The sequence below is a fragment of the Neoaquamicrobium sediminum genome (genome assembly GCF_040970315.1).
Lineage (GTDB): Bacteria > Pseudomonadota > Alphaproteobacteria > Rhizobiales > Rhizobiaceae > Aerobium > Aerobium sediminum.
Genome location: NZ_JAZHFV010000013.1, coordinates 33340 through 53201 on the forward strand (window position 1 = coordinate 33340; position 19862 = coordinate 53201).

13 protein-coding genes and 9 pseudogenes are annotated in these 19862 nt (G+C 59.8%); 8 read left to right on the top strand and 14 right to left on the bottom strand.

The window, feature by feature from the left end:
• Positions 1-255 precede the first annotated feature (255 nt).
• On the top strand, positions 256-1827 hold the full coding sequence (locus V1479_RS24235; protein WP_368805115.1) for a Fic family protein: 1572 nt from the start codon (positions 256-258) through the stop codon (positions 1825-1827).
• Positions 1828-2216: 389 nt separating this feature from the next.
• Here V1479_RS24235 and V1479_RS24240 read toward each other — a convergent pair whose 3' ends face one another.
• The 4 genes and pseudogenes from V1479_RS24240 to V1479_RS24255 all read right to left on the bottom strand — a co-directional run bounded on the left by V1479_RS24240 (position 2217) and on the right by V1479_RS24255 (position 5323).
• Complete coding sequence (locus tag V1479_RS24240) at positions 2217-2429, bottom strand: hypothetical protein (RefSeq protein ID WP_368805116.1); 213 nt, start codon at positions 2427-2429, stop codon at positions 2217-2219.
• A gap of 75 nt (positions 2430-2504) precedes the next feature.
• Positions 2505-3206 (bottom strand): hypothetical protein, encoded by a 702-nt coding sequence (locus V1479_RS24245; RefSeq protein ID WP_368805117.1) that lies wholly within the window; start codon positions 3204-3206, stop codon positions 2505-2507.
• A gap of 577 nt (positions 3207-3783) precedes the next feature.
• A pseudogene (locus tag V1479_RS24250) lies at positions 3784-4142 on the bottom strand (DUF736 domain-containing protein).
• Positions 4143-4175: 33 nt separating this feature from the next.
• Positions 4176-5323: pseudogene (locus V1479_RS24255) on the bottom strand (IS256 family transposase).
• A 58-nt stretch (positions 5324-5381) separates the two neighbouring features.
• Between V1479_RS24255 and V1479_RS24260 the strand changes: the two are divergent.
• Positions 5382-5546 carry a hypothetical protein gene (locus tag V1479_RS24260; RefSeq protein ID WP_173193861.1) on the top strand — a complete coding sequence of 55 codons (165 nt, stop codon included), beginning with the start codon at positions 5382-5384 and terminating at the stop codon, positions 5544-5546.
• 371 nt (positions 5547-5917) lie between these two features.
• On the opposite strand, the pseudogene V1479_RS24265 reads toward V1479_RS24260, so the two are convergent.
• From V1479_RS24265 to V1479_RS24280, 4 genes and pseudogenes are all read right to left on the bottom strand, one after another.
• Positions 5918-7110, bottom strand: a pseudogene (locus V1479_RS24265) (IS91 family transposase).
• Between the two features lie 3 nt (positions 7111-7113).
• A pseudogene (locus V1479_RS24270) lies at positions 7114-8018 on the bottom strand (tyrosine-type recombinase/integrase).
• 158 nt (positions 8019-8176) lie between these two features.
• Positions 8177-9439 (bottom strand): type II toxin-antitoxin system HipA family toxin, encoded by a 1263-nt coding sequence (locus V1479_RS24275; RefSeq protein WP_368805118.1) that lies wholly within the window; start codon positions 9437-9439, stop codon positions 8177-8179.
• A complete protein-coding gene (locus V1479_RS24280; protein ID WP_173193855.1) occupies positions 9423-9740 on the bottom strand; it encodes a helix-turn-helix transcriptional regulator in 318 nt (105 codons plus the stop codon). Before V1479_RS24280 ends, V1479_RS24275 begins: the two co-directional genes overlap by 17 nt.
• Positions 9741-9939: 199 nt before the next feature.
• Here V1479_RS24280 and V1479_RS24285 point away from each other — a divergent pair.
• The 4 genes and pseudogenes from V1479_RS24285 to V1479_RS24300 all read left to right on the top strand — a co-directional run.
• Positions 9940-10174, top strand: a pseudogene (locus V1479_RS24285) (site-specific integrase); the annotation flags it as partial.
• A gap of 332 nt (positions 10175-10506) precedes the next feature.
• On the top strand, positions 10507-11151 hold the full coding sequence (locus V1479_RS24290; protein WP_368805119.1) for a helix-turn-helix transcriptional regulator: 645 nt from the start codon (positions 10507-10509) through the stop codon (positions 11149-11151).
• Position 11152: 1 nt separating this feature from the next.
• Positions 11153-12505, top strand: coding sequence for a HipA domain-containing protein (locus V1479_RS24295; RefSeq protein ID WP_368805120.1), 1353 nt, complete (start codon positions 11153-11155; stop codon positions 12503-12505).
• Positions 12506-12555: 50 nt separating this feature from the next.
• Positions 12556-12831, top strand: a pseudogene (locus V1479_RS24300) (integrase core domain-containing protein); the annotation flags it as partial.
• A 180-nt stretch (positions 12832-13011) separates the two neighbouring features.
• On the opposite strand, the pseudogene V1479_RS24305 reads toward V1479_RS24300, so the two are convergent.
• From V1479_RS24305 to V1479_RS24320, 4 genes and pseudogenes are all read right to left on the bottom strand, one after another.
• Positions 13012-13435 (bottom strand): annotated as a pseudogene (locus V1479_RS24305) (PIN domain-containing protein).
• Positions 13435-13733 (bottom strand): annotated as a pseudogene (locus V1479_RS24310) (hypothetical protein). The pseudogenes V1479_RS24305 and V1479_RS24310 overlap by 1 nt, the downstream one beginning before the upstream one ends.
• 188 nt (positions 13734-13921) lie before the next feature.
• Positions 13922-14098 (bottom strand): hypothetical protein, encoded by a 177-nt coding sequence (locus tag V1479_RS24315; protein ID WP_368805121.1) that lies wholly within the window; start codon positions 14096-14098, stop codon positions 13922-13924.
• A gap of 163 nt (positions 14099-14261) precedes the next feature.
• Positions 14262-14945, bottom strand: coding sequence for a hypothetical protein (locus tag V1479_RS24320; RefSeq protein WP_368805122.1), 684 nt, complete (start codon positions 14943-14945; stop codon positions 14262-14264).
• On the opposite strand from V1479_RS24320, the gene V1479_RS24325 reads away from it, so the two are divergent.
• The gene (locus tag V1479_RS24325; RefSeq protein ID WP_368805123.1) at positions 14944-15312 is read left to right on the top strand and encodes a helix-turn-helix domain-containing protein; all 369 of its coding nucleotides are present in this window, start codon (positions 14944-14946) and stop codon (positions 15310-15312) included. The two genes, V1479_RS24320 and V1479_RS24325, sit on opposite strands and share 2 nt — an antisense overlap.
• 162 nt (positions 15313-15474) lie before the next feature.
• Here V1479_RS24325 and V1479_RS24330 read toward each other — a convergent pair.
• A pseudogene (locus V1479_RS24330) lies at positions 15475-15645 on the bottom strand (conjugal transfer protein TraD); the annotation flags it as partial.
• Positions 15646-16145: 500 nt separating this feature from the next.
• Between V1479_RS24330 and V1479_RS24335 the strand changes: the two are divergent.
• Positions 16146-16376, top strand: a complete 231-nt coding sequence (locus tag V1479_RS24335; RefSeq protein WP_368805124.1) for a hypothetical protein — start codon at positions 16146-16148, stop codon at positions 16374-16376.
• 39 nt (positions 16377-16415) lie between these two features.
• Here V1479_RS24335 and V1479_RS24340 read toward each other — a convergent pair whose 3' ends face one another.
• Positions 16416-19799: an FkbM family methyltransferase gene (locus V1479_RS24340; protein WP_368805125.1), complete on the bottom strand. Its 3384-nt coding sequence runs from the start codon at positions 19797-19799 to the stop codon at positions 16416-16418.
• Positions 19800-19862 lie beyond the last annotated feature (63 nt).

Genomic DNA, 19862 nt, shown 5'->3' on the forward strand with positions numbered 1-19862 from the left:
TAGGCGGGGTCGACTTCCACCTCTGCAAGAACCTGCTGTGCCAGAACGCCGGGCAGCCTTCGGCAATCGAAGGACTGACGGGGACGGAGCTCCGCAAACGGGGCTCCCTCCTGGTGATGCCTGGCGGGCTGCACCATCTAATTAGTGTAACTCCGCCACATTAGATTAGTGTCCTTCAAAATCAGCAAATTAGTGTTAGAGGAATGCATGAAATTAGTGTAAACAATCCCGATTACAATGTCCTCAGGAGCCATAATGCCAGGCATGACACCGAACGAACTTCTCGCCACCTCCCTCAACGAGTTGCGCGGGATCACCGAGACGGGGACGAGGTCGGTGATCCGGAGCGATGCGTTGAGCCGGGTCCATAGGGAACGGTTGACGAAGACCGGCTTCGTCGAAGAGATCATGCGTGGCTGGCTTGCCGTCAACTCGCGTCCTTCGGACAGGCGGCGCGTCGACGCAGCCTGGAGCACCGTATACTGGGAATTTATCCGCGAGTACCTGAGTGATCGGTTTGGCCAGGACTGGTGCCTGTCGGCTGAAAGTTCGGTGGCTCTCTGGGCAGAGAATTGGTCGATCGCGAAGCAGATCATCGTCAGGAGCCCAGCGGCAAACAATCAGTTAGTGGAATTGCCGGGAAACACCTCGCTCTACCTGTTGCGCGTGGCTGCCGTGGGCGATGCAGTCGAACATGGCGGTCAGCGCGTAATGACCAAGGAGGCAGCCGTCATCAACAGCGCGAAGGTCAGCTGGACCACAGCGCCCACCGACCTCATCGCCGTAATCGGTTCAGTGAGGGGGTCGGCGGATCTGCTCCGCATCCTGCTTCCGAATGGTATGAGCACGGTCGCGGGGCGCATCGCGGGCGCTCTTCGGCACCTCGGTCGCGGCCGCGACGCCGACGAGGTGCTTTCATCGATGGCAGCGGCGGGATACAACGTCCTAGAGGAGAACCCCTTGGATGACCGTGCTCACGCGTTGCTGGATACCCGCAAGGCAGCAGCTCCGGCCGCGACACGGATACGGAACATGTGGGCCCGCATGGCCCCCGATGCGGTCGCCGCCATCGACGTCGAGGCAACGCTTATCAACGACATCGATGGCTACATGGACGAGATCGAGGAAAGGTATGTGGCCGACGCCCTAAATTCGCTTTCGATCGAGGGCTACCAAGTATCGGAAGAACTCATCGATCGGGTAAGGTCAGGCTCCGGGAACCCGGAAGAGCATGCGGGCGACGCAGACGCGCGAAATGCCATGGCCGCGAAGGGCTATCGCCTGGCGTTCGAGGAGGTGAAGGCCGATATCCAGAAGATCCTCGAAGGCGCTCCATCGGGCGAACTGCTTTCCGACAGGCATCAGGACTGGTTTCGCGCGATGTTCCAGCCATCGGTCCAGGCGGGCATCATCGCTGCGCACAGACTTGCGGGCTATCGCGATCACAACGTCTATCTTCGAGGGTCATCTCACGTCCCGCTGCCTCCTCATGCGATCATGGATGCCATGGAGGCGCTTTTCGAATGCATCGGCGACGAGCCCGATCCCAGAGTGAAAGCAGTCGTCGCGCCGTTCCTTTTCACCTACATCCACCCGTTTCCCGACGGGAATGGACGATGCGGGCGCTTCCTCATGAACACGCTTCTTGCAGAGGCAGGACTCCCATGGACGGTTGTACCGCTCGATCAGCGCGACCGTTACATGGCCGCTCTCGAGGAGGCCAGCCAGCACGAGAACATTCGCCCGCTAGCGACCTTCATCGGGGAACTGGTGAAAGCACCACCTCCTCCACGGCCAAGCGAAACGGCTTGGAGCCGTAAGCCGTAATCACGACGGTGAGCGGGCGGTGGGTCGCCACGGGTGTAGCGTGGCTGATATGTCCAGCGACAGGTAGCGCTCGCGTCAGGCGCTCAACCCCACACGTGGAACGCGATCCTCCGGAACTGTAATTCCCGACGGTTGGCAGACGAACTTCAAGGTTGCAATCTTCATGCAGAGTCTAAGAAAAAAGGACGACCCGTAGTTGGTGATGGGTCGTCCACATTTCGGTTAAGGGCTGGCGGTCGGTCCGGGCTTTTTCTTTCTGGCGCTGCCGGCTTCGGCACCCGCGGCCTGATCGCATCGGGCCGGGCTTCAAAGCACGTCTCGATCTCTCAGATGTCCCGCTTTACGCATGTCCGGGTCCCGGAACCGGTTCCCGCGTTCGGGGCATGCTTTCAGGAAGATATTTCGTCGCGCCCGACCGCGCTGGGATCAGGTTCGCCGGACCAGTTCGGCCCGACGAGGTTGTGGCCCGGGTCACCCACTCTCACGCTTTCGGTGCTATAGGCCTGCCACGCTGGCTGTTGCTGCGGTGCGTTCAGAAAAAAAACTCCGGCGCCAAGCGCGATTGCGACCGCAAGGAAGATTCCCGTCAAGATCATGCCCATTCCCGCCTACTCCTGCCTTCCGAGCCAAGCCGCCGATGGCCCGCCCCCGAATAATTCTGTCGTCGCAAGCCGCGCCTATTCGTCCTCATCTGGATCGGCGGCCCGCGATGGCCCGGTCGCCGGGCCCGACCTCTGCTGATACTGAAGGTCGAGCGCTGCCAAAGCCATCAGCGGCGGCGGCATGGCGACGCCGGCAACCCTCATTTCACGAGCTGTTTTGTGGCATTGCGCGATGTCGTTGGCGGAGGCGAGTTGTTCGGCTGCCTCCACTGTCAGCACCGCCTCCTTCGGTGTGCTGGTCACATCGGCAGGCGGCACGGGCGCAGCCCTGCTTTCCTTCTGCGGCGCATTCGACGCCGAGCCGCTCGCGGCGGCATTGTCCTTGCCGGGCTTCGGAGCATCGGTCGCTACGCCATCCTGTCCGGTGATCTCCTGCGCCGAGCCGGTTTCTTCGTCTGCCTTCGCCTGATCAGCGTCGGTCGTGCCCTGCGTGGCAGCGCTTTTCCCGCTTGGTGCGGTCTGCCCGGCCGACGCTGACTGTTGAGCTGGCGGCTCTGCCGATTTTGCCGCGCCGGCCGGCGCGGCTGGCTCGGGCGGGGGTGCCTTCATGAAGGCGACGAGTTCCTGACAGAGATTGGCCGGGCCGCCTTGCTGCGGGGCGACCTCATCGGTCTGCGCTTCAGCTGCGGGAGCAGCAGGCTGCGGCGACGTGGTGGTCTGTGCCCATGAAGCCGAGGCCGAGAGCACGACCATACCAGCGAGGATGATACTTTTCATCGTTAGCTCCTTCCCTGTTGTTAAGAAGCCGGCCGCCCTCTTTGCCGTAAGGTGCAGGATCATCGCCCGACTTGCAAGTTGGAACGTGAGAGCCGGTTCCGAGCTTATGTTCGATGGCAGCGGCGTGAGCGCAGCGAGATGGCAGTCAAACGTCCATGAAAACGCCAAGCTGAGCCACGGATCGGCCGCGTGGCGGTGTTCCGGAGCTTAACGGCGGGGCCTTAGCGGCGCGCTACTTTCTGGCTTGCTATCGGAAACCCGGTCATCTGAATCGGAAACGGGAACACTGTGGGGCTACTTCGTCGTTTGGCATCCGATCCGCGCCGCGGCCACCGGCCCCGTTATCCTGCACTCGTCCCAACTGGGCCGCAACCGCTTACGATCAGCATTCCGCAGCGCCCCGAGGCTTTCTCAATATGACGCGCATAGGGCGCCCAGCTTAACACATCCCTGTCGTGCGAGAACGCAATGCCGGCCGGCACCACGGCGTGCAACAGGACCGCGAGGATGGCTGTCTGGGACAGCGATCTCTAGGCAGCAATCCCGTCTCGAACAAGAAACTGAATAGTCATCTCAATCATGTCTGATCCGGCCGTTGCTGTGGACGGTTCCATTGCAGATGCCATGTTGAGCTTTTCCCGTACCTGAACAGGTTTGTGCGCAAGGGAGACGGGAAGGTCGGGTCATCGATCGAGAGTGACAGATACTCGCCCGCCTTCTCGCCCTGGCGCTTCTAAGCCAACCGATCTCGGGGCCATCTGCCTTGCCACGATGAACACGAAAGTCCGGCGCGTTCTCGGTTTCAACAGGGTCTGCCACGACAATCACGAGCTCAAGATCCCGCATTGCAGTGCTCAGTCGGCCGGCAAAGCCGGTTGACGTGCGCTCCAATTTTCCAATCGGTGGTTTCCCGCGGATTGGTGTAGCTGGCGGCATTGGTGGCCGCGCTCTCCGGCTCGGCCGGGCTGATCAGCGCGCCACTGCGGGCAGGCTGATGAGCGGATCATCGCTCAACTGGCCGACGCTTTCCAGTGTCATGTATCGGGCGCGCTGGACGGCATCGTCGTTGGGGAAGATTCTGACGACATCTGTGCGCCGCTTGATCTCGCCGTTGAGCCGTTCGATCGGGTTCGTCGAGTGCAGCTTGGCGCGATGCTCCTTCGGGAAGGTCATGTAGGCGAGCACGTCGGGCTTGGCGTCGTCGAGGATGGCGGCGAGCTTCGGCACCTTCGGGCGGATCTGGTCGGCGACGGCCCGCCGCTGGGCGCTGGCCGCTTCCGGCGTTTCCTGTGCGAAGGCAGTGGCGATGAAGGCCGAGACGACGCGACGGCCGCTCTTGCCGGCATGCGCCAGCACGTTGCGCATGAAGTGGACGCGGCAGCGCTGCCAGGTCGCCGAGAGCACCTTGGTGACGGCAGCCTTCAGGCCCTCATGGGCGTCGGAAACGACCAGCTTCACGCCGCGCAGGCCGCGGCGCGTCAGCTTGCGCAGGAACTCGGTCCAGATCGGCTCTGCCTCGGACGTGCCGATCTCCATGCCCAGCACCTCGCGCCGGCCGTCGGTGTTGACGCCGACGGCGATGATGACGGCGACGGACACGATGCGGCCGCCACGGCGCACCTTCAGGTAGGTTGCATCGATCCACAGGTATGGCCAATCGCCTTCGATCGGTCGTTCAAGGAAGGCCTTCACCTTACCGTCGATCTCCTCGCACAGCCGGCTGACCTGGCTCTTCGAGATACCGCTCATGCCCATGGCCTTGACCAGGTCGTCGACCGAGCGCGTCGAGATGCCCTGGACATAGGCTTCCTGGATCACCGCCGTCAGCGCCTTCTCGACCATGCGGCGCGGCTCCAGGAAGCCTGGGAAGTAGGATCCCTTCCTCAGCTTCGGGATGCGCAACTCGACGGTGCCGGCCCGCGTCTCCCAGTCCCGGTCGCGATAGCCGTTGCGCTGGGTCAGCCGCAGTGGGTTCTTATCGCCATAATTTGCACGGTCGCGGCACCTACCTCCATTTCCATCAGCTTCTCGGCAGCAAAGCCAATCATCTCGCGAAGCAGATCGGCGTCCGGGGTCGTCTCCACGAGCGCGCGCAGGTTCATCATGTCGTCAGTCATCGGTGTCCCTCCCAATCAGGAGTTGGCTTCGACGGCCAGACCCTACCGGAAAGCGCCGATGACCACCGCGCTATCCAGCTACACCACGTCCTGCGACGTCACCCCTGCTGACACCTCGATGTCAGGAAACGCACCCATATCATCCACCACCAAATATCAACACAACGCCAACCAAGCCCTGCGTTATGCCGCACTTCAGCGCTGGCGAACGGCAAACTGGTGAACGTCTGGGAAGGGATCGAGTGCCGTATGTCGGCTTGCTCCGTTTCTGCGCTAGAACCGGAAGGTCCGCTCACGTGAAGAGTTTCGGGCGCCGGCAGGCGTACGAAAGTCCCCGAGGAAGGAACCCGCGGGGGCACGGTCGACTGCTATGGGGATTTCGATTTGCGGCCGATGTTGGCGATCGCGCGACAGCGTTTGGGAAGAGTGGGGATGGATGGGGAGAGCGGCTTCGTTGTGCCTCCGCGCAGTCCAGCCGATCCCGCACGAGGATTGTTGCGACGCTGTCGGCGGCGATTTTGACGATAGACGCGCGGGGGTCCGTTGCCGGCGGCGGGGTGTCTGCGGCTGATGCGGGGACCAAGCCATGTCGGGTCATGGGTCGGTCTCCCGGTTCGTCGCGGTCGTATCGGGCGGTCCGCGAGGCTGTCTCCAGCGTTCGCACACCTCGAGATGATCATGCGTCCGCCGCAGCACGGGCACGGCGGGCGGAAGTCCTCCCGTTCTTCGGGATCATCGGGGTCCGGTGGCGCAGCTACGTCCAGGAGTTCGCGGGCGAGCGCGAGGCTGGCCTTGCGGGCGGAGCCGGCGAGCAGGCCGTCGTGTCGGATGCGGTGGAAGCCGCGCGGCAGGACATGGAGCAGGAAGTGGCGAATGAACTCGTCGGGACCAAGCGTCATGACCTGCTGGCGATCGGTGCCGTCGCGGCGGTAATCCTTGTAGCGGAAGGTGACGCCACTCTCGTTGAACGCTATCAGGCGGCTGTTCGATATCGCGACCCGGTGAGTATAGCGCGAGAGGTAGGCGAGCACCGCCTCCGGTCCGGCGAAGGGCGCCTTGGCGTAGACCACCCAGCGCTTCGTCCGGACGGGAGCAAGGTGGCGCAGGAATGCGCGTCGCTCGATGAGGTGCGCCAAGGTGCCGAAGAAGGCAAGTCGCCCGGCCTCGTGCAGCACGAGCAACCTGGTGAGGAAGAGCCGTCGGAACAGCTTGCCAAGCACGCGCACCGGAAGCAGGAAGGCCGGCCGCGAGGAGATCCAGCGCTTCCCGTCCGGTGTGATGCCACCGCCTGGCACGATCATGTGCACGTGCGGATGGTGGGTCATCGCCGAACCCCAAGTGTGGAGCACGGCGGTGATGCCGATGCGCGCGCCGAGATGTTTTGGATCGGCGGCGATCGTCAGCATCGTCTCCGACGCCACCTTGAACAGCAGGTCGTAGACGAGCGCCTTGTTCTGGAGCGCGATGTCGGCGACCTCGGCTGGCAGGGTGAACACGACGTGGAAGTAGCCGACCGGCAGCAGGTCGGCCTCGCGCTCGGCAAGCCATGTGCGCGCCGCCGCGCCATGGCACTTCGGGCAGTGCCGGTTGCGGCAGGAGTTGTAGGCGATCCGCCACTGGCCGCAATCCTCGCAGGCCTCAACATGACCGCCAAGCGCTGCGGTGCGGCAGTTCTCGATCGCCGACATGACCTTGAGCTGAACGAGGCTCAGGTGCCCGGCATGGGCGGCGCGGTATGCAGGCCCGGCAGCACGGAAGATGTCGGCGACCTCAATCGAGGCGCGCACGGTTCAGCCGTCGGGCGAGATCTCCGTCGGTCTAAACAGCCCGAGCTTGTCGAGCGGACTGGTGACCGTGCGAACCGTCCGCGTCGCGACCTTGGCGTAGAAGGCGGTGGTGTTCAGCTTGGCCTGCCCCAGCAGGACCTGGATGATCCGGATGTCGATGCCGTCCTCCAGAAGGTGGGTTGCGAAGCTGTGGCGCAGCGTGTGCGGCCCGACCCGCTTGGCGATGTCGGCAGCCCGCGCCGCCTCGACGACGATGCGATAGAGCCGTCGCGTGCGGATCGGCTTCATCGCGTGCTGTCCCGGGAACAGCCAACCGTCGCGGTGCATCACGCCCTGCTGCCGACCTTCCACCACTCACGCAGCAGCGTCAGCAGATCCTCGGAGAGCATGGCATTGCGATAGCGCCCGCCCTTGCCGCGCTCAACGCGCAGCAGCATGTGCTCGCTGTCGAGGTCGGCGACCATCAGCATCGACACCTCGGCGACCCGCAGGCCCGCACCATAGGCGACCGACAATGCAGCCTGCCGCTTGAGACAAGTCGTGGCGGTGAGCAGCCGGGCCACCTCGTCGCGGCTCAACACCACGGGCAGGTTGCGCCGATGTGCGAGCCGGACGAGCCTGCGCGCCAGGTCCGGGCGGTCGAGCGTGTGGATGAAGAGGAAGCGCAGCGCCGACACGATGCTGTTCATCGTCGGCACCGGGACGCCGTCCTCCTGCTGCTCGATCTGGAACCGGCGCAGGTCGTCGGCGGTTGCCGTGTCAGGTGAACGCCCGAGGAACGCCGCCAGGCGTCCGATGTCGCGGAGGTAGTTGCGCTGCGTCTCGCGGGAGAAACGCCGCATGTTCATGTCGTCGATCAGCCGCTGGCGCAGCGGGCTGACGGGCGCGTCGAGATCGGGATGGGGCATTGGTCAGGCTCCTTGTTGAAGAAGCCCGTCATGCTCTGCCGCTGCCGCGACGCTCAGTGGAGGCCCGACCTCCGGCCTGTGCCCTCTACCTCAACCCCAGGCGCCCTCCCGCGCGAGCGGGTTCGGTCTCCGGCCCCAAAGCTGCTGTCTGGGGCTGGCTAACGCGTTTCTTGTCCGGCGCACGTCATCAGTATTGGCGTCATCGTTCTCACATGGTCATCGATCCGCTCGAGCACCTTCTCCGGTATCACGGTCCGTTCCGGCAATCCCCACCAGTGCTCGTTGACGCGCTCGACGGTCTCCATCACGGTCTTTAACACCGCCGGCTCGGGCAGCCGAGCACGGTTGGCGAATGCTTTCCATCTCGGTGCAGCGAGGGCCTTGAAAGATCGCTCGCCGCCGAGAGAGAGGGCCATCGCGTCGGCAGGGATATAGGGCACGGTCGATAGGACGTCATAGACTGGCGCAAGGTCCGGCTTGTCGCCATCGCCGGGAAAGATAAGCGACCAGTTTTTGAGGTGCATGTCACCATTGCCGGTAATGACGCTCAGTGCCAGGCGGCTTACGAATTTGAGAGCAGCCATCGGAGAAATTGCCGCGTTCAGGGCGGCGGCAATGTCGTGATATGCGGCCCCTTCGTACTTGCGAGCGGGGTAGACGCCGAAAACCTGCGCAAAATCCTCGATATGGATGCGCTCGCCACCGCCGCGGTCAAAGCGCTTGATGAGCAAAACCTTGCCGTCCGACAGCGTGTCGAATTCTTTAGGAATTCCCTCGAATTCCGACTTCTCCACAAGTTCGCGCTTTGGCACGTCCATGCCGATTGCGGCAGCCAGCGCCAAATTGGCGAACTCGTTTTCCGAAACGCCGGGGAAGGCCGTCGAAGGGAATTTGGCGATGTATTCGCCCTGCTCGTCCCCCATCGGCAAGGTCAAGCCGCCGCCCTTGCCAGTGTTTTTCATCACCGAGAGCTTCATCTGTACGCCCGCAAGGGAGAAGCGGGCTTTTGGTTTGTTTTTTGCGGCATCCTCGACAATTGACGGGGTGCCATCGCTTGGCAGGACTCTTACGGCGCCTGGAAGATCCGCACCGAGAGCGGCCAGCAGGTCAAAATCGTTTCCTGGACGCACATTGCCGGCGTGGTGCTTTTCCATCGCCGCGCGCAGTTTTTCTTCGGGAAGAAGGTTCGCGAAAAACGCGGGCAAGGCACCAGCGATAGGCTTCGGATCCTTTCTCAATCCTCCGGCTGCTGCCCTGAAGGAAAGGCTGAGCACTGGAAACCCGCCGGTCGCGCGGTAGGCTTCTTCGAAGTTGAAGGCGTTGAAATCGCCCGGCGTCCTAACGATCGTTCCGACCTTCAAATCCTTCAACAGCACGTCGAGGGACGAGATGGTCTTGGGTGCCCTAAGCATCTCGATCATGATCGTCCTCGTCGGCCTGGGTAACAAAGGCGGGGAGATCGTCATCGTCGTGCGGTCGCAGCAAAGAGTTAACTGCCGGAACCATGGACTGCGGGATCAGCATCATCTCCAAGCCCAAAGCGCGGGCAATGTTTATCAGAGTGGTCGCTCGGGCTGCGGCTGTCCCAGTTTCGATGTCGCGATAGCGGGGCCGCGATATGCCGGCCATGTCGGCTATCTGTTCCTGCGTCAGCGACGCGGCAAGTCGCGCCTGCTTGAGCAGGCGACCGATTTCGAGCAGTGCCGCCGATTCTGAAGGCATAGAGATACCTATACATTACATTGCAAATGCGAATGGTACGCAAAGGTATCGTTATGCCCCCGGCGAGTCAAGTAAATGATCCGTTGAGAGATCATTATCGCAATGAATGAAATGCCTACAGAACCTGGCCTGCTTCAGCGCCAGGCTGCACGTACCTTTCCCGCAATTGTCCAGATTTTCTTTTTCTGTTTTGCTCTCTACTACGAGGCAGTATGCGCGCCTGGTCGATGAATGGGTGACGGCGATCGATCTGCGTGCGGAGGAGTATGGCACGCACTCGCTTAGGCGCACGAAGGCGTCGATGATCTACCGGGCGACAGGAAACCCGCGCCATGCAGATCCTGCTTCGCTACTCCGAGATCGAGAGCACGGTCCGCTATCTTGGCGTCGATGTGGAAGACGCGCTTCTGTCGGCTGAGAGAACCGAGATCTGACGTAGAGCGGCCATCCTGACCTGCGGCTTTCGGGTATCGAAGTTGAGAAGCGGCCGAGCAGGTGCTCGCCATTCAACTGACCTGTCTCTTTCTACGGTCGCTAAGCCATTGAAAAGGCAGTATCACTCGATCGAATCGGCTTTTTTGGTTCGTCCTACATCGTCCGCACTCGTTCGGGCGGTTCCCGAGCGGGATCATACCATCTACGTTCGCGTGGCTTACTCTTCTATGCTCCCGTGCAGTATCAACTTCACGCCAATGTTCCCGAACGGGAACATCGGCACTTGAAAATCCTTCCAAATTCAACTATGTTCCCGTGCGGGAGCAATTGAATGCCGGCAAAGTTCTCCAAATCTCACCCCACCCTGACCGCGCTTAACGCGGCTGAATTAGCACGTGTGGCAGCACAAGTGGGAGCGGCCGAGAATTTGGCCAATCAACGCCCTGCAATCAACGCACTAATTAGATCGCCAAAGAAAGTCGTTCCGGCGCTGCCTGTAAACAACGGAATAAACAAGGCTCATCAAACAGCATCTAACCTCGCGAAGGCGTTCTCCCGCTACGACGCCTTGAACGATCTGAGCAAGAGTCTCACCTCTCCCATGGTGACCCTCAATTTGCCGGACACGTCCCGGATGATACAGGCGTCCTTGCCGCGAGTGCTTACGGACTCATATTTGCGCCCGCAACATGAAAGCACGGGGATTGTTAGCGGACCAAAAAATGCGCCAAGGGCCAGTCTTCCCACCAGCGAGTTGCCGAATATCGAGATAAACACGCCAGAAGACTTGGGGCGTTTAATCCGCAAAGCCCGTGAAAGGCGAAATCAGTCGCAGCAAAGCTTCGCCGACCTGGCAGGTGTGGGACGCCGGTTCGTCTCTGAACTGGAGAACGGCAAGGCGACCCTCGAGCTGGGAAAGGTTCTAAAAGTTATGCGCGCCGCCGGCATATCGATATTTGCGCGGAACCCGCCTTAAGATGGAGCCGCTTGCCCTTGACGTTCGCCTAGACGGCTACAACGATCCTGTTGGCGTCCTCGTCCGAGATGACCGAGGAGCGGTAGCGTTTGCCTACATGGAAGACTATGTGTCCAATTCGGATGCTACGCCGCTATCGTTATCCTTGCCACTTAGTCCAGAGCCCTACGAAGATGTCATTGCCCGGCCCTTCTTCGACAATCTTCTTCAGGAGCGTGATTCAGCGCTCACCGACATTATGGCCCGTGAGGGACTTTCACGCGACGACGTAGCGGGCTTGCTCTTTCATATTGGAAAGGACTGTGCTGGAGCCTTGTCAGTTCTGCCAATGGGCGCTCCCCCGGTGAAAGTGCCGGGCGATTATGATCACGATTACACAGCAATACGGCCGGAGCGACTAGAGGCGATCGTTGCCTCACTTCACAAACGTCGGCGTCTGCCGGAGGGCACAGAAGATCCATCGCCCCTGGCAGGCGTGCAAAGCAAGATAGCGCTGACATTGCTGCCAGACGGCCGGCTCGCTGAGCCCAACCCCGGTACGGGCGCACCAACAACACATATCCTAAAGGTTCCTGACCAAGAGCATCTCCAGGATGCGCTGCTGGAGGCGGAGGCAATGAGCCTTTCGCAGAAACTTGGCTTCGAAACAGCCGATGTCGTTGCGATGCCTATAGCAAATATCGACACACTGCTCGTCACACGCTTCGACCGCGGCTTGGATCGCGAGGGAAGAATCGTTCGAATTCATCAGGAGGATTTCGCCCAGGCGCTCGGCTTGCCGGCATCATTGAAGTATGAACGACGCGGTACAGAAGGCCGCCGGTTCGATGTTGCCGGCATCCGCAGAGTCTTGGAGGCGACCGCCGATCCGACCGGCGAAAAGGACAGGTTCATTCGGGCCACCCTTTTCGATCTGCTGATTGGCAACACAGACGGGCACGCGAAAAACTTCGCACTCCTGTTTGAACGGGGACAAAGTGTCCGCCTCGCCCCTCGCTACGATATCCTGCCGACGCGGCTAGATGACAGCCTGACGGACGAGTTCGCGTTTCGCATCGGTTCTGCGCAAAGGCTTGGGGAAATCGCCATCCAAGACTTCGACGCGTTTCTTCGCGACATGGGAATCGACAGCGCCCCAGCTCGGCGTCGCCTCCGCGTACGATATAGCGATGAAATCGCATCTGCCCTCGCTGCCCACCTGGATGAACTCAACAAGCGGGGCATGAAGAGGTTTGCGGACTTGATCGCTACAAACATCAGAACTTTGCTCGGAAATTTGGAGGTCGACGTTCCTGAGACAGCAAAGGAGCGCGACGCTTTCCTCGGCAGTGCAGGTGGCTGGCTCCTCAGCTGAGGATCAGAACACCAGGCCTGACGTAAATGGGAACTTGTAGAATAGCGAAGGTGCAAGCCGGCAGGCCACGGGAGAACGGCCATTGCGAGAGCTTCAACTCGAAGCTGCGTGACCAACCACTCAACGGGGAGTTCTTCTACAGCCTCGCCACAGCCAAGGTCATCATCGAGGCATGGCGGTCCTGCTATAACTCCGAGCGCCCGCACTCATCGCTTGGCTATAGGCCACCGGCGCCAAAGGCGACGGTCTGGCCTGCACCTCCCCGGGGATCAACATTGACCTCTGCCCGGGCAATGGCCGCAAAGCCGATCATGCACAAAGACTGAAACCGGACCACCTCATAGGCGCAGGCCACAATCTCATACGGACGGCACCCCGGCACGAGGAGAATGGGGGAAAGCTCTCCCTTACGGCCGAGCCAAGGTCTCGGCCGACCCCTTCTGCGGGAAGCCCCCGCAACGCCCCTTGGAGCGAAACGGGTTCTGAGATGTAAACTCAGAAAGCGCCTACGTTGTAGCTCTCATGGGGTTGATGATCTCGACACCCGAGAAATCCTTCTCATTGTCCGCACCACGCATCCGTTCGCCTCACCAATTGCCGCGATGATCGTATCCAGCGCGCTACGCGGGCGACCGCTCGCCTTGCCGTCGGCCATCAGCCGCGCCCAGATGGGGCCGGCATCTTCGTCAAACACGAGGATGCGATGCTTGAAGAGAGCTTGCGGACCTTCCGGCCCCGAGAACCACGACTCAGGTCACGGCGTTTCTTGCCAGCAGACTTTTCGAGGATGCCGCGCTGGATCTCGGCGAGGGTCAGGGACGCGATGAACAGCTCCGTATCGGCCCTTTCGGACATCCACGCCAACAGTGATTCCGAAGGCGCGGGCTTGATGACATTGCTGAGGATGTTGGTGTCGAGCAGATAGCGCATCAAAGGTCGACCGTGCGGCCTTCCCATCAGCGCGGCTCAGGTCAAGATCGGCCCCTACCAGAGGAGAACGACGAAGCGCAGCCAACACGCCGCTCTTCTTCGCAGGCTCGTCAGCGATGGTCTGACTGACGGTGGCGCGAAGGCGGGATGCGTCCGAGCTGTCTTCAGCCAGACGACGGGCCAAGGATCGGATAAGCTCGCGATCGGCGTCCCGACCGAGAACCTCGAAGCGCGACAGCCCGCGCTCTCTGAGGCGAGTTCGATAGTTCTGAATAGCGCGCTTCTGCGAGGTGCCCACGACGTTCTCCTATTTCCAGTAATATAGCCGGATCGCCGCGTCCAAATAAGGGAGCGCGGTCTTTCGCAGGTGCGCGCCGCTGAGAGTGAGAGTGCGGACTGGTTTCGACGTGTCGGCTTGAAACGATGAAGCCGACCAGGCTGCTTCCACACAAGCGTCGGTCTGGTGGGTTCCGGTGATCCGAAAGATCAGCGTTCACGATCGTGTCGAACCACCGGCTGACGGGCGGCGAAAGCCGGCCAGAGCTGCTGCCAGACCAACATGCCCTGGCCGGCCTTTTTGGCCTTCGCTTCCTTGCCGAGAAGCTTCAGGCCAACCTGCCTGACCTGATAGCCTATCCGCCGATGCAGGGCGGGGGCGGACAAGATGGAGGGCGTCGCCGGGGTTCCGGTGCCGGAAGTGAAATTCGCGTCACTGGCGCGCTTGCGCGCACATTCATGACGGGTGCTTCAATGCGCAACCACACGCACACAACGCCAATGCCCGAAGAACATTTCACGCCTGGTTGGGCCGAGCCGACTGACGCCTTCACAGCCAAGCTCCCGGAAAGAACTGGTCCGGCGCCGTCTGTCGCTCGAGTGCGACCAGATCCACATGCGCCGAGCGGATCTGCTGCCAGGGAAACGTCGACGGATGTTCAGCCCATGCCTCGCCCCAGCGCACGACCGCATCAAGCTTGCCGGCCACACCGGCAAGCGAGGCTGCCCGTGTTGCAGCCATTGCGTCAAGAATAGCTTCGGCCCGATTGAACGCCTGCTGTTCTGCCTTCATGGTCGAAAAGTAGCCTATCTCGTCAGCAACTGCTTCAAACCGGGCCTGCTGCTGAGCAAGCTCGGCTGCCGCCTGCAAACGAATAGCGGCCATGTCCGTTCGCTCGCCGATCAATCGATCGAGCGCATGGGTTGAGCAGACATAGACTGGCTCCCCTCCCGGTACACTGACCAGTGTTCCCAGACAGTTCACGCGCTTGGCAAGTTCGATTTCCAGCTCCTGCTGCCGCCGACCGAGACGCTGAACCCGTTCGTGTGTCGCTGCCCAGTCCCGCCAAAGGGACACGGCAGGATCGTCGATAACAGTTGCCGTATTCGGCGTTGAAAAGCCGCGCGCCTGTGCAGCTTTGCCGAACACCCCGCACACAGCGGCGGCACCGCCGCATAGCGCTAGCCGACGTGTGACGAAGGCACAGACTCGTGTATTGTCGGAATCAGCCATGATCCGAGCTCCTAACAGCTTGGTTGTGGTTAGGCTGCTGACGGTGGTAACGACACCATCAGCAGCCGATGCCTATAAAAAGCATATTTGCACATATTGTGCAACGAGGCAACACATAGCAATGGAAGTGACTTCAGCACAAATTCGCGCGGCCCGCGGGCTGCTCGACATTTCACAGCAAGAGCTAGCGAATTTATCGAAGGTCAGTTTGCGAACGATCGTGCAGATAGAGCGCGGCTCCAAGCCGGCGTCTGCATCAATCGTTCAGGCGCTTGTGCTCTCCCTCCAAGGAGCCGGTATCGAATTCATTCCGGAGAACGGGGCAGGCCCTGGTGTGCGTCTGGCGCGATCGTCGAAGAAGAGCTGACCCAGAACCGGGCGAGCACTCCGACCGCGGAGAAGAACATGCCGCGGGTACAACCCATGCGCGCCGCCAACAAGTGGCCCGTCGTACCAGTATCTGGGTCGTTCCCCCGCGAACGCCCTTTGTAGCCCACAGCCCGCGCGCCCGTTGGGCGTGCGCGCTTTAGAGCTTGTCAGCCATCCACTACTGCGTGCCATTGATCATGGCGGGATCGCCGTTGGTGAGATCGACGATACCCGCCTAGAAGACGAGGCCACCAAGTTCGATAAGATGCCTTGTGCGCTTGCGGCGCTCGACCTGCCAAGTGCAAAGGACGACGCCACCGAACGAGCACACTCTCCATCCGATTCGGCATCCTCGAGAGATGCCGAGCTACCGCATCAGTGACGCTCTATGCACTGCTCTTCGCCGTTCTCTTCGGCCCCGCCTTCGGGATAGCCCAGAATCTGTCGACGGGTTTTCTCAGCATCCCTGTCGCCGGCGTATCGAGTTCTGACGCAGCTCGGCCGTGATCGTCATGCTTCTCGTCTTCAATTGCGCCCTGCTCGTCTTCTGCGTCATACTGTCGGCCAAGACGGTAGGGCGATGGTCCCTAGTCTCAACACCGGCGGCTATCCCAGCCAGGCTGTCCGTGCCGCTACTGACCCGAACAACATCTAATAGACCGGTCAGTCCTCAGTTGCGATCACACCAATGGTCGTGGACCGCTTCTCCCGGGCTCGCTAGCGCGACATATTTGATGCCCCACCCATATTGACAAACGCTGGCTTCCCTGCGCGGGCTTCGATTTTAGTTCGAGAAGCACGTGTTGTAACAGTGGGAAAATTGAGGCGGTCATGCGATATCAAAACGGTAAAGAGATAAAAATCGGTGAATACGTGGCGATGCCAGACGGTATTACTGGAAAGGTTCTCGTATCGATTACCGATGATGATTACAATAATGGAAGAACGAACCCCGAATGGGGCCAATTGACCCCAGGAATACTAGTTAGGACTGCCGATATGAGTGTTGTTCATTATGGTATGGAATTCGATATGACAGCAAATGCTACTGCCGATAGATAGAGGTAGTCGGCGCTAGTTATACTGTGATACGACGAAGAATCATTCTATCCGCGAATTTTTACTTGCCAAATCCATCAGGGATGTCGAGAGCCATCCGCTTGTTCTGTCAACTACCAGGGCGGCACCCTGGTGAATACCGCCATCTCGCAAGCTGGTCCAGATCTGCTCTTTGCGATAGACCGTCCTCAATGCGAATTGCAACTCGCTGGCAGAACTGAAGCGCAGACCATATGGGCCAATGTAATGATTAAGTGACTGCGGCATATCGATATGAGCAACAGGCAGGCCAGACGCCATTGCCTCTACCGGCATCATTTCAAAAGTGCAGAATCTTGGGAGATGGACATAAAGCCGCATTTTTTCGAATACGGCGTAGACATCGCCAGCCGGCACTATTTCTACACCTTCCAAGAAGTCAGGAAGGGGGCGTGAGCCATGATACTGGTTGATCGCGACGATCCGTTCGCCGGGAAGCGTCTGCCTTACGGTATCTAGCCACTGCGATGCGTCCGGGGTTAAATCTGGATTTGCCAGTTTTGCAACGTCGCCAATAAAGACACCGCTGCGATCGGCGAATGTCGCTTCTGATACGCGCGCGGGTTCGATCGTCTTGGGAACAACGACCACTTGCTCGGCAAATTTGCCGAGCCCTCTGTCGTTTCGTACTTCCGGAGAAAACGCCATGAGGTGTAGCCGCTCCGAGGAGACGCGCTCCATGAATTCGACGATCTGCTTGGTTCTATCGGGGCGTAAGTTGTAGGAGAGGTTCGCGAGGACCATCTTTCCGCTTTCCACCGCAGACGCGATCAACTCTTCGACGGGAAAATAATCCTGCGCGATTTGATCGCCTGTGTAGAATATTGCGACATCGTAAGGAGCTTTCAAGATAGTTTTGGTTTCTTCAAGCGAATCCTCGATTTCGATCTGCGTGACATGTCCCCCGAACCTTTCGATCTGCTTCGCCATCAAGCCGCAGGATTTGTGAATTCCACCCTGCCGCCAGCGCTGAGGTGACGTGCGACCAACAAGCGCCACGCGAATGGGGCGATACTCCAGATCCGAATAATAGTTGGGGGGCAAGAACGGCATCGATGCCTTGACGAGCTCGGTCGCCTTGTCGCCAACGTTCAGCGAACTCTCGACACGATCGATCGACGCGCTGGAAATGCTGACGTCGTCTTCGATTTCGATCGCTACCGCTTGTTTGCTGTCGTGGGCAATCTGTAGCAGAGGGATGTGCCGCTTCCTTGCCTCAAGTGCGAAATAGATATCCGCGAGGCTTTGCGCGGGAAACCAATCGGCGCTCGGGCGAAGGGTGTCGGTATGGAACGCCGAGATACCAGTGCCCAATATATGAACGAAGCGATCCTCGGCTTGCCGAGAACCGAAAGTGTACACTTTCCGCGATTTCCTCTCGTAGTAGAATTCAAAATTTTTCTCTATTATCGACCCATGCCATCCTACAACAGATGAGCGTTTATATTCTTCAATCTTATAAATGCAATAATCGATGTAATATTCAGGGTATATAATATCATCATCGCAAGTGAAATAATAACCGTCAAAACCATCAAGAAACTGGAATTTGGCCTTGTCGCCGATGTTCTCCTGCAGCACGACCGTTATCTTCTCATGCTTTAGAAATTCGGGAACTGTTTCATGCCCGTTGAGAGCAACGAAAATCTCGTCGGCCTGTGGAAGCAGGCATGCGATCGTCTGCTCCAGCGCGACTTCTCTTGAAGGGATGGTGGCAATGCCTACACGCACGCGCCCGTCTGGCCGCGCGCGATAAGATTTTGCTTCGGGAAAATTGACTTGAATGGGTGGTGTTGTCGGCGCCGTTGTGGGTTTTGCCGCCGGGGTCGTCTCGACGGTAGCCTCAGCCGTGTCGTTCACCGCTTCCTGCGGTCCCGGATCGTCCGCGCTCACAATTGGCGAGGGGATCGCGGCCTGTATCGAGGCGCGTCTTGCGATATCCCGCTCCACCGAGGCAAAATCGGCCATGCGCTTTTTTAGGCCCAGCTTTGACGCAGCCTGCAAAACGAAACGCTGGGCGGCCGCTCCCTTGGTTCCATGCATCTCCCGCGCATGGTCGCGCCAGGCCTCGACCATCCGATCCAGCGTCTGTCCCTGAGCCTGCAGCGCCCGAATCCGCTTTTCTGCCTGGTCGATTTCCCTTGTCAGCTTTCGCCTCTGCGCTTCCTTGATCTCAAGCGCACGCTCTTTTGTGCCGATCTGCTTCCTTAGCGCCTCGGCGTCCTGCCGAAAGCGGGAGCCAAGCTGCGAGTTGAGCTTCCGCAGGCGCTCCACTTCCACACGCTCGCGTTGGTTGGCCGCGATAGCGGCATTCGTCAGGGTTTCTACCCGCTTCGCAATGCCGTCCGGGCCAAGCAAGGCGTATTGCAGCTTGTCAGATAGATTTTTCTCGGCGTCGGTAATACGTCCGGCGATACCCTTTTGAATACCCTGCAGCTTGTCGGAAAGTTCCTTATGCCCGCTGCCAATTGCGTTGGCGATGCTAGCTTGCGTCTCAGTCAAGCCGCTATCCAATTGACCGACTTGGGATGCGACTGCCTCTAAGCTGCCGAGCAGTTTGTCCGCGCGCGCATCCGCCCGGCCCTGAGTGGTGTCGTGGATCGCGTTCCCGCGAGAAACCAGGGCTCTGAGTGAAGATAGTTCGCGCGTATTGTGCCGCCGCAAGCCGACATCAACATATCGGCCGATAATCTCGGCAGCCTTTTGGGGCGCCATGATCCAGTTGTCGCTGTTGCCCGCGATGCCGGCGGGCACGTAGCCGATTTGGGTGAAGAACGCAGACGTTTGGCTTGCCGCGTTTGCGCCGTGGACTTCAACGATACACACGGGTTGGCATCTCTCGATCGTACAGCGTGCGCCGGCGAGAACGTCGAGTTCTGCGCCTTCGACGTCGATCTTGATCAGCGCGATGTTTTCGTCCGAGGACACCAATGAGTCGAGCGTGCGCAGAGGCACGCCTGCATCGCCGATGTGGTCGACCCGGGTCTTTCCGAGGTTGTCGATATCGTGGTGTAAAACTGCGCTCGTGTCTCGCGAGTAAAGACCAAATCCGAATATCGTCACAAGCGCATCGAGGTTGTTCGAGGCGCAATTCTCCGAAAGTATATTCCTTATATCTGGGCTGACCTCGAAGGAATAGGTCTTTCTCTTAAGTACCTTCGAGAAGAAGACCGTATGATTGCCGATGTTTGCGCCGGCATCAACGAATATGCCCTCTGGCAGAGGGATTCTGGCTATCAGGCTCAGAACATCAAGCTCGTAGAAGTTTTGCGTCTTGTTTATGTAGTCGAATATATATTCGCCCTTCACGCCCGACATGGAAATGTCGACGTGGTCATGGGCGAAGCTAATTGTTTCCAGATTCGGTACACTGACGGTGTGATTCATGCCTGCGTTCACTCAGTTGCTGTCTGGAAGATGCGGGCCTTATGGCCGCTTTAGCCGAAACGG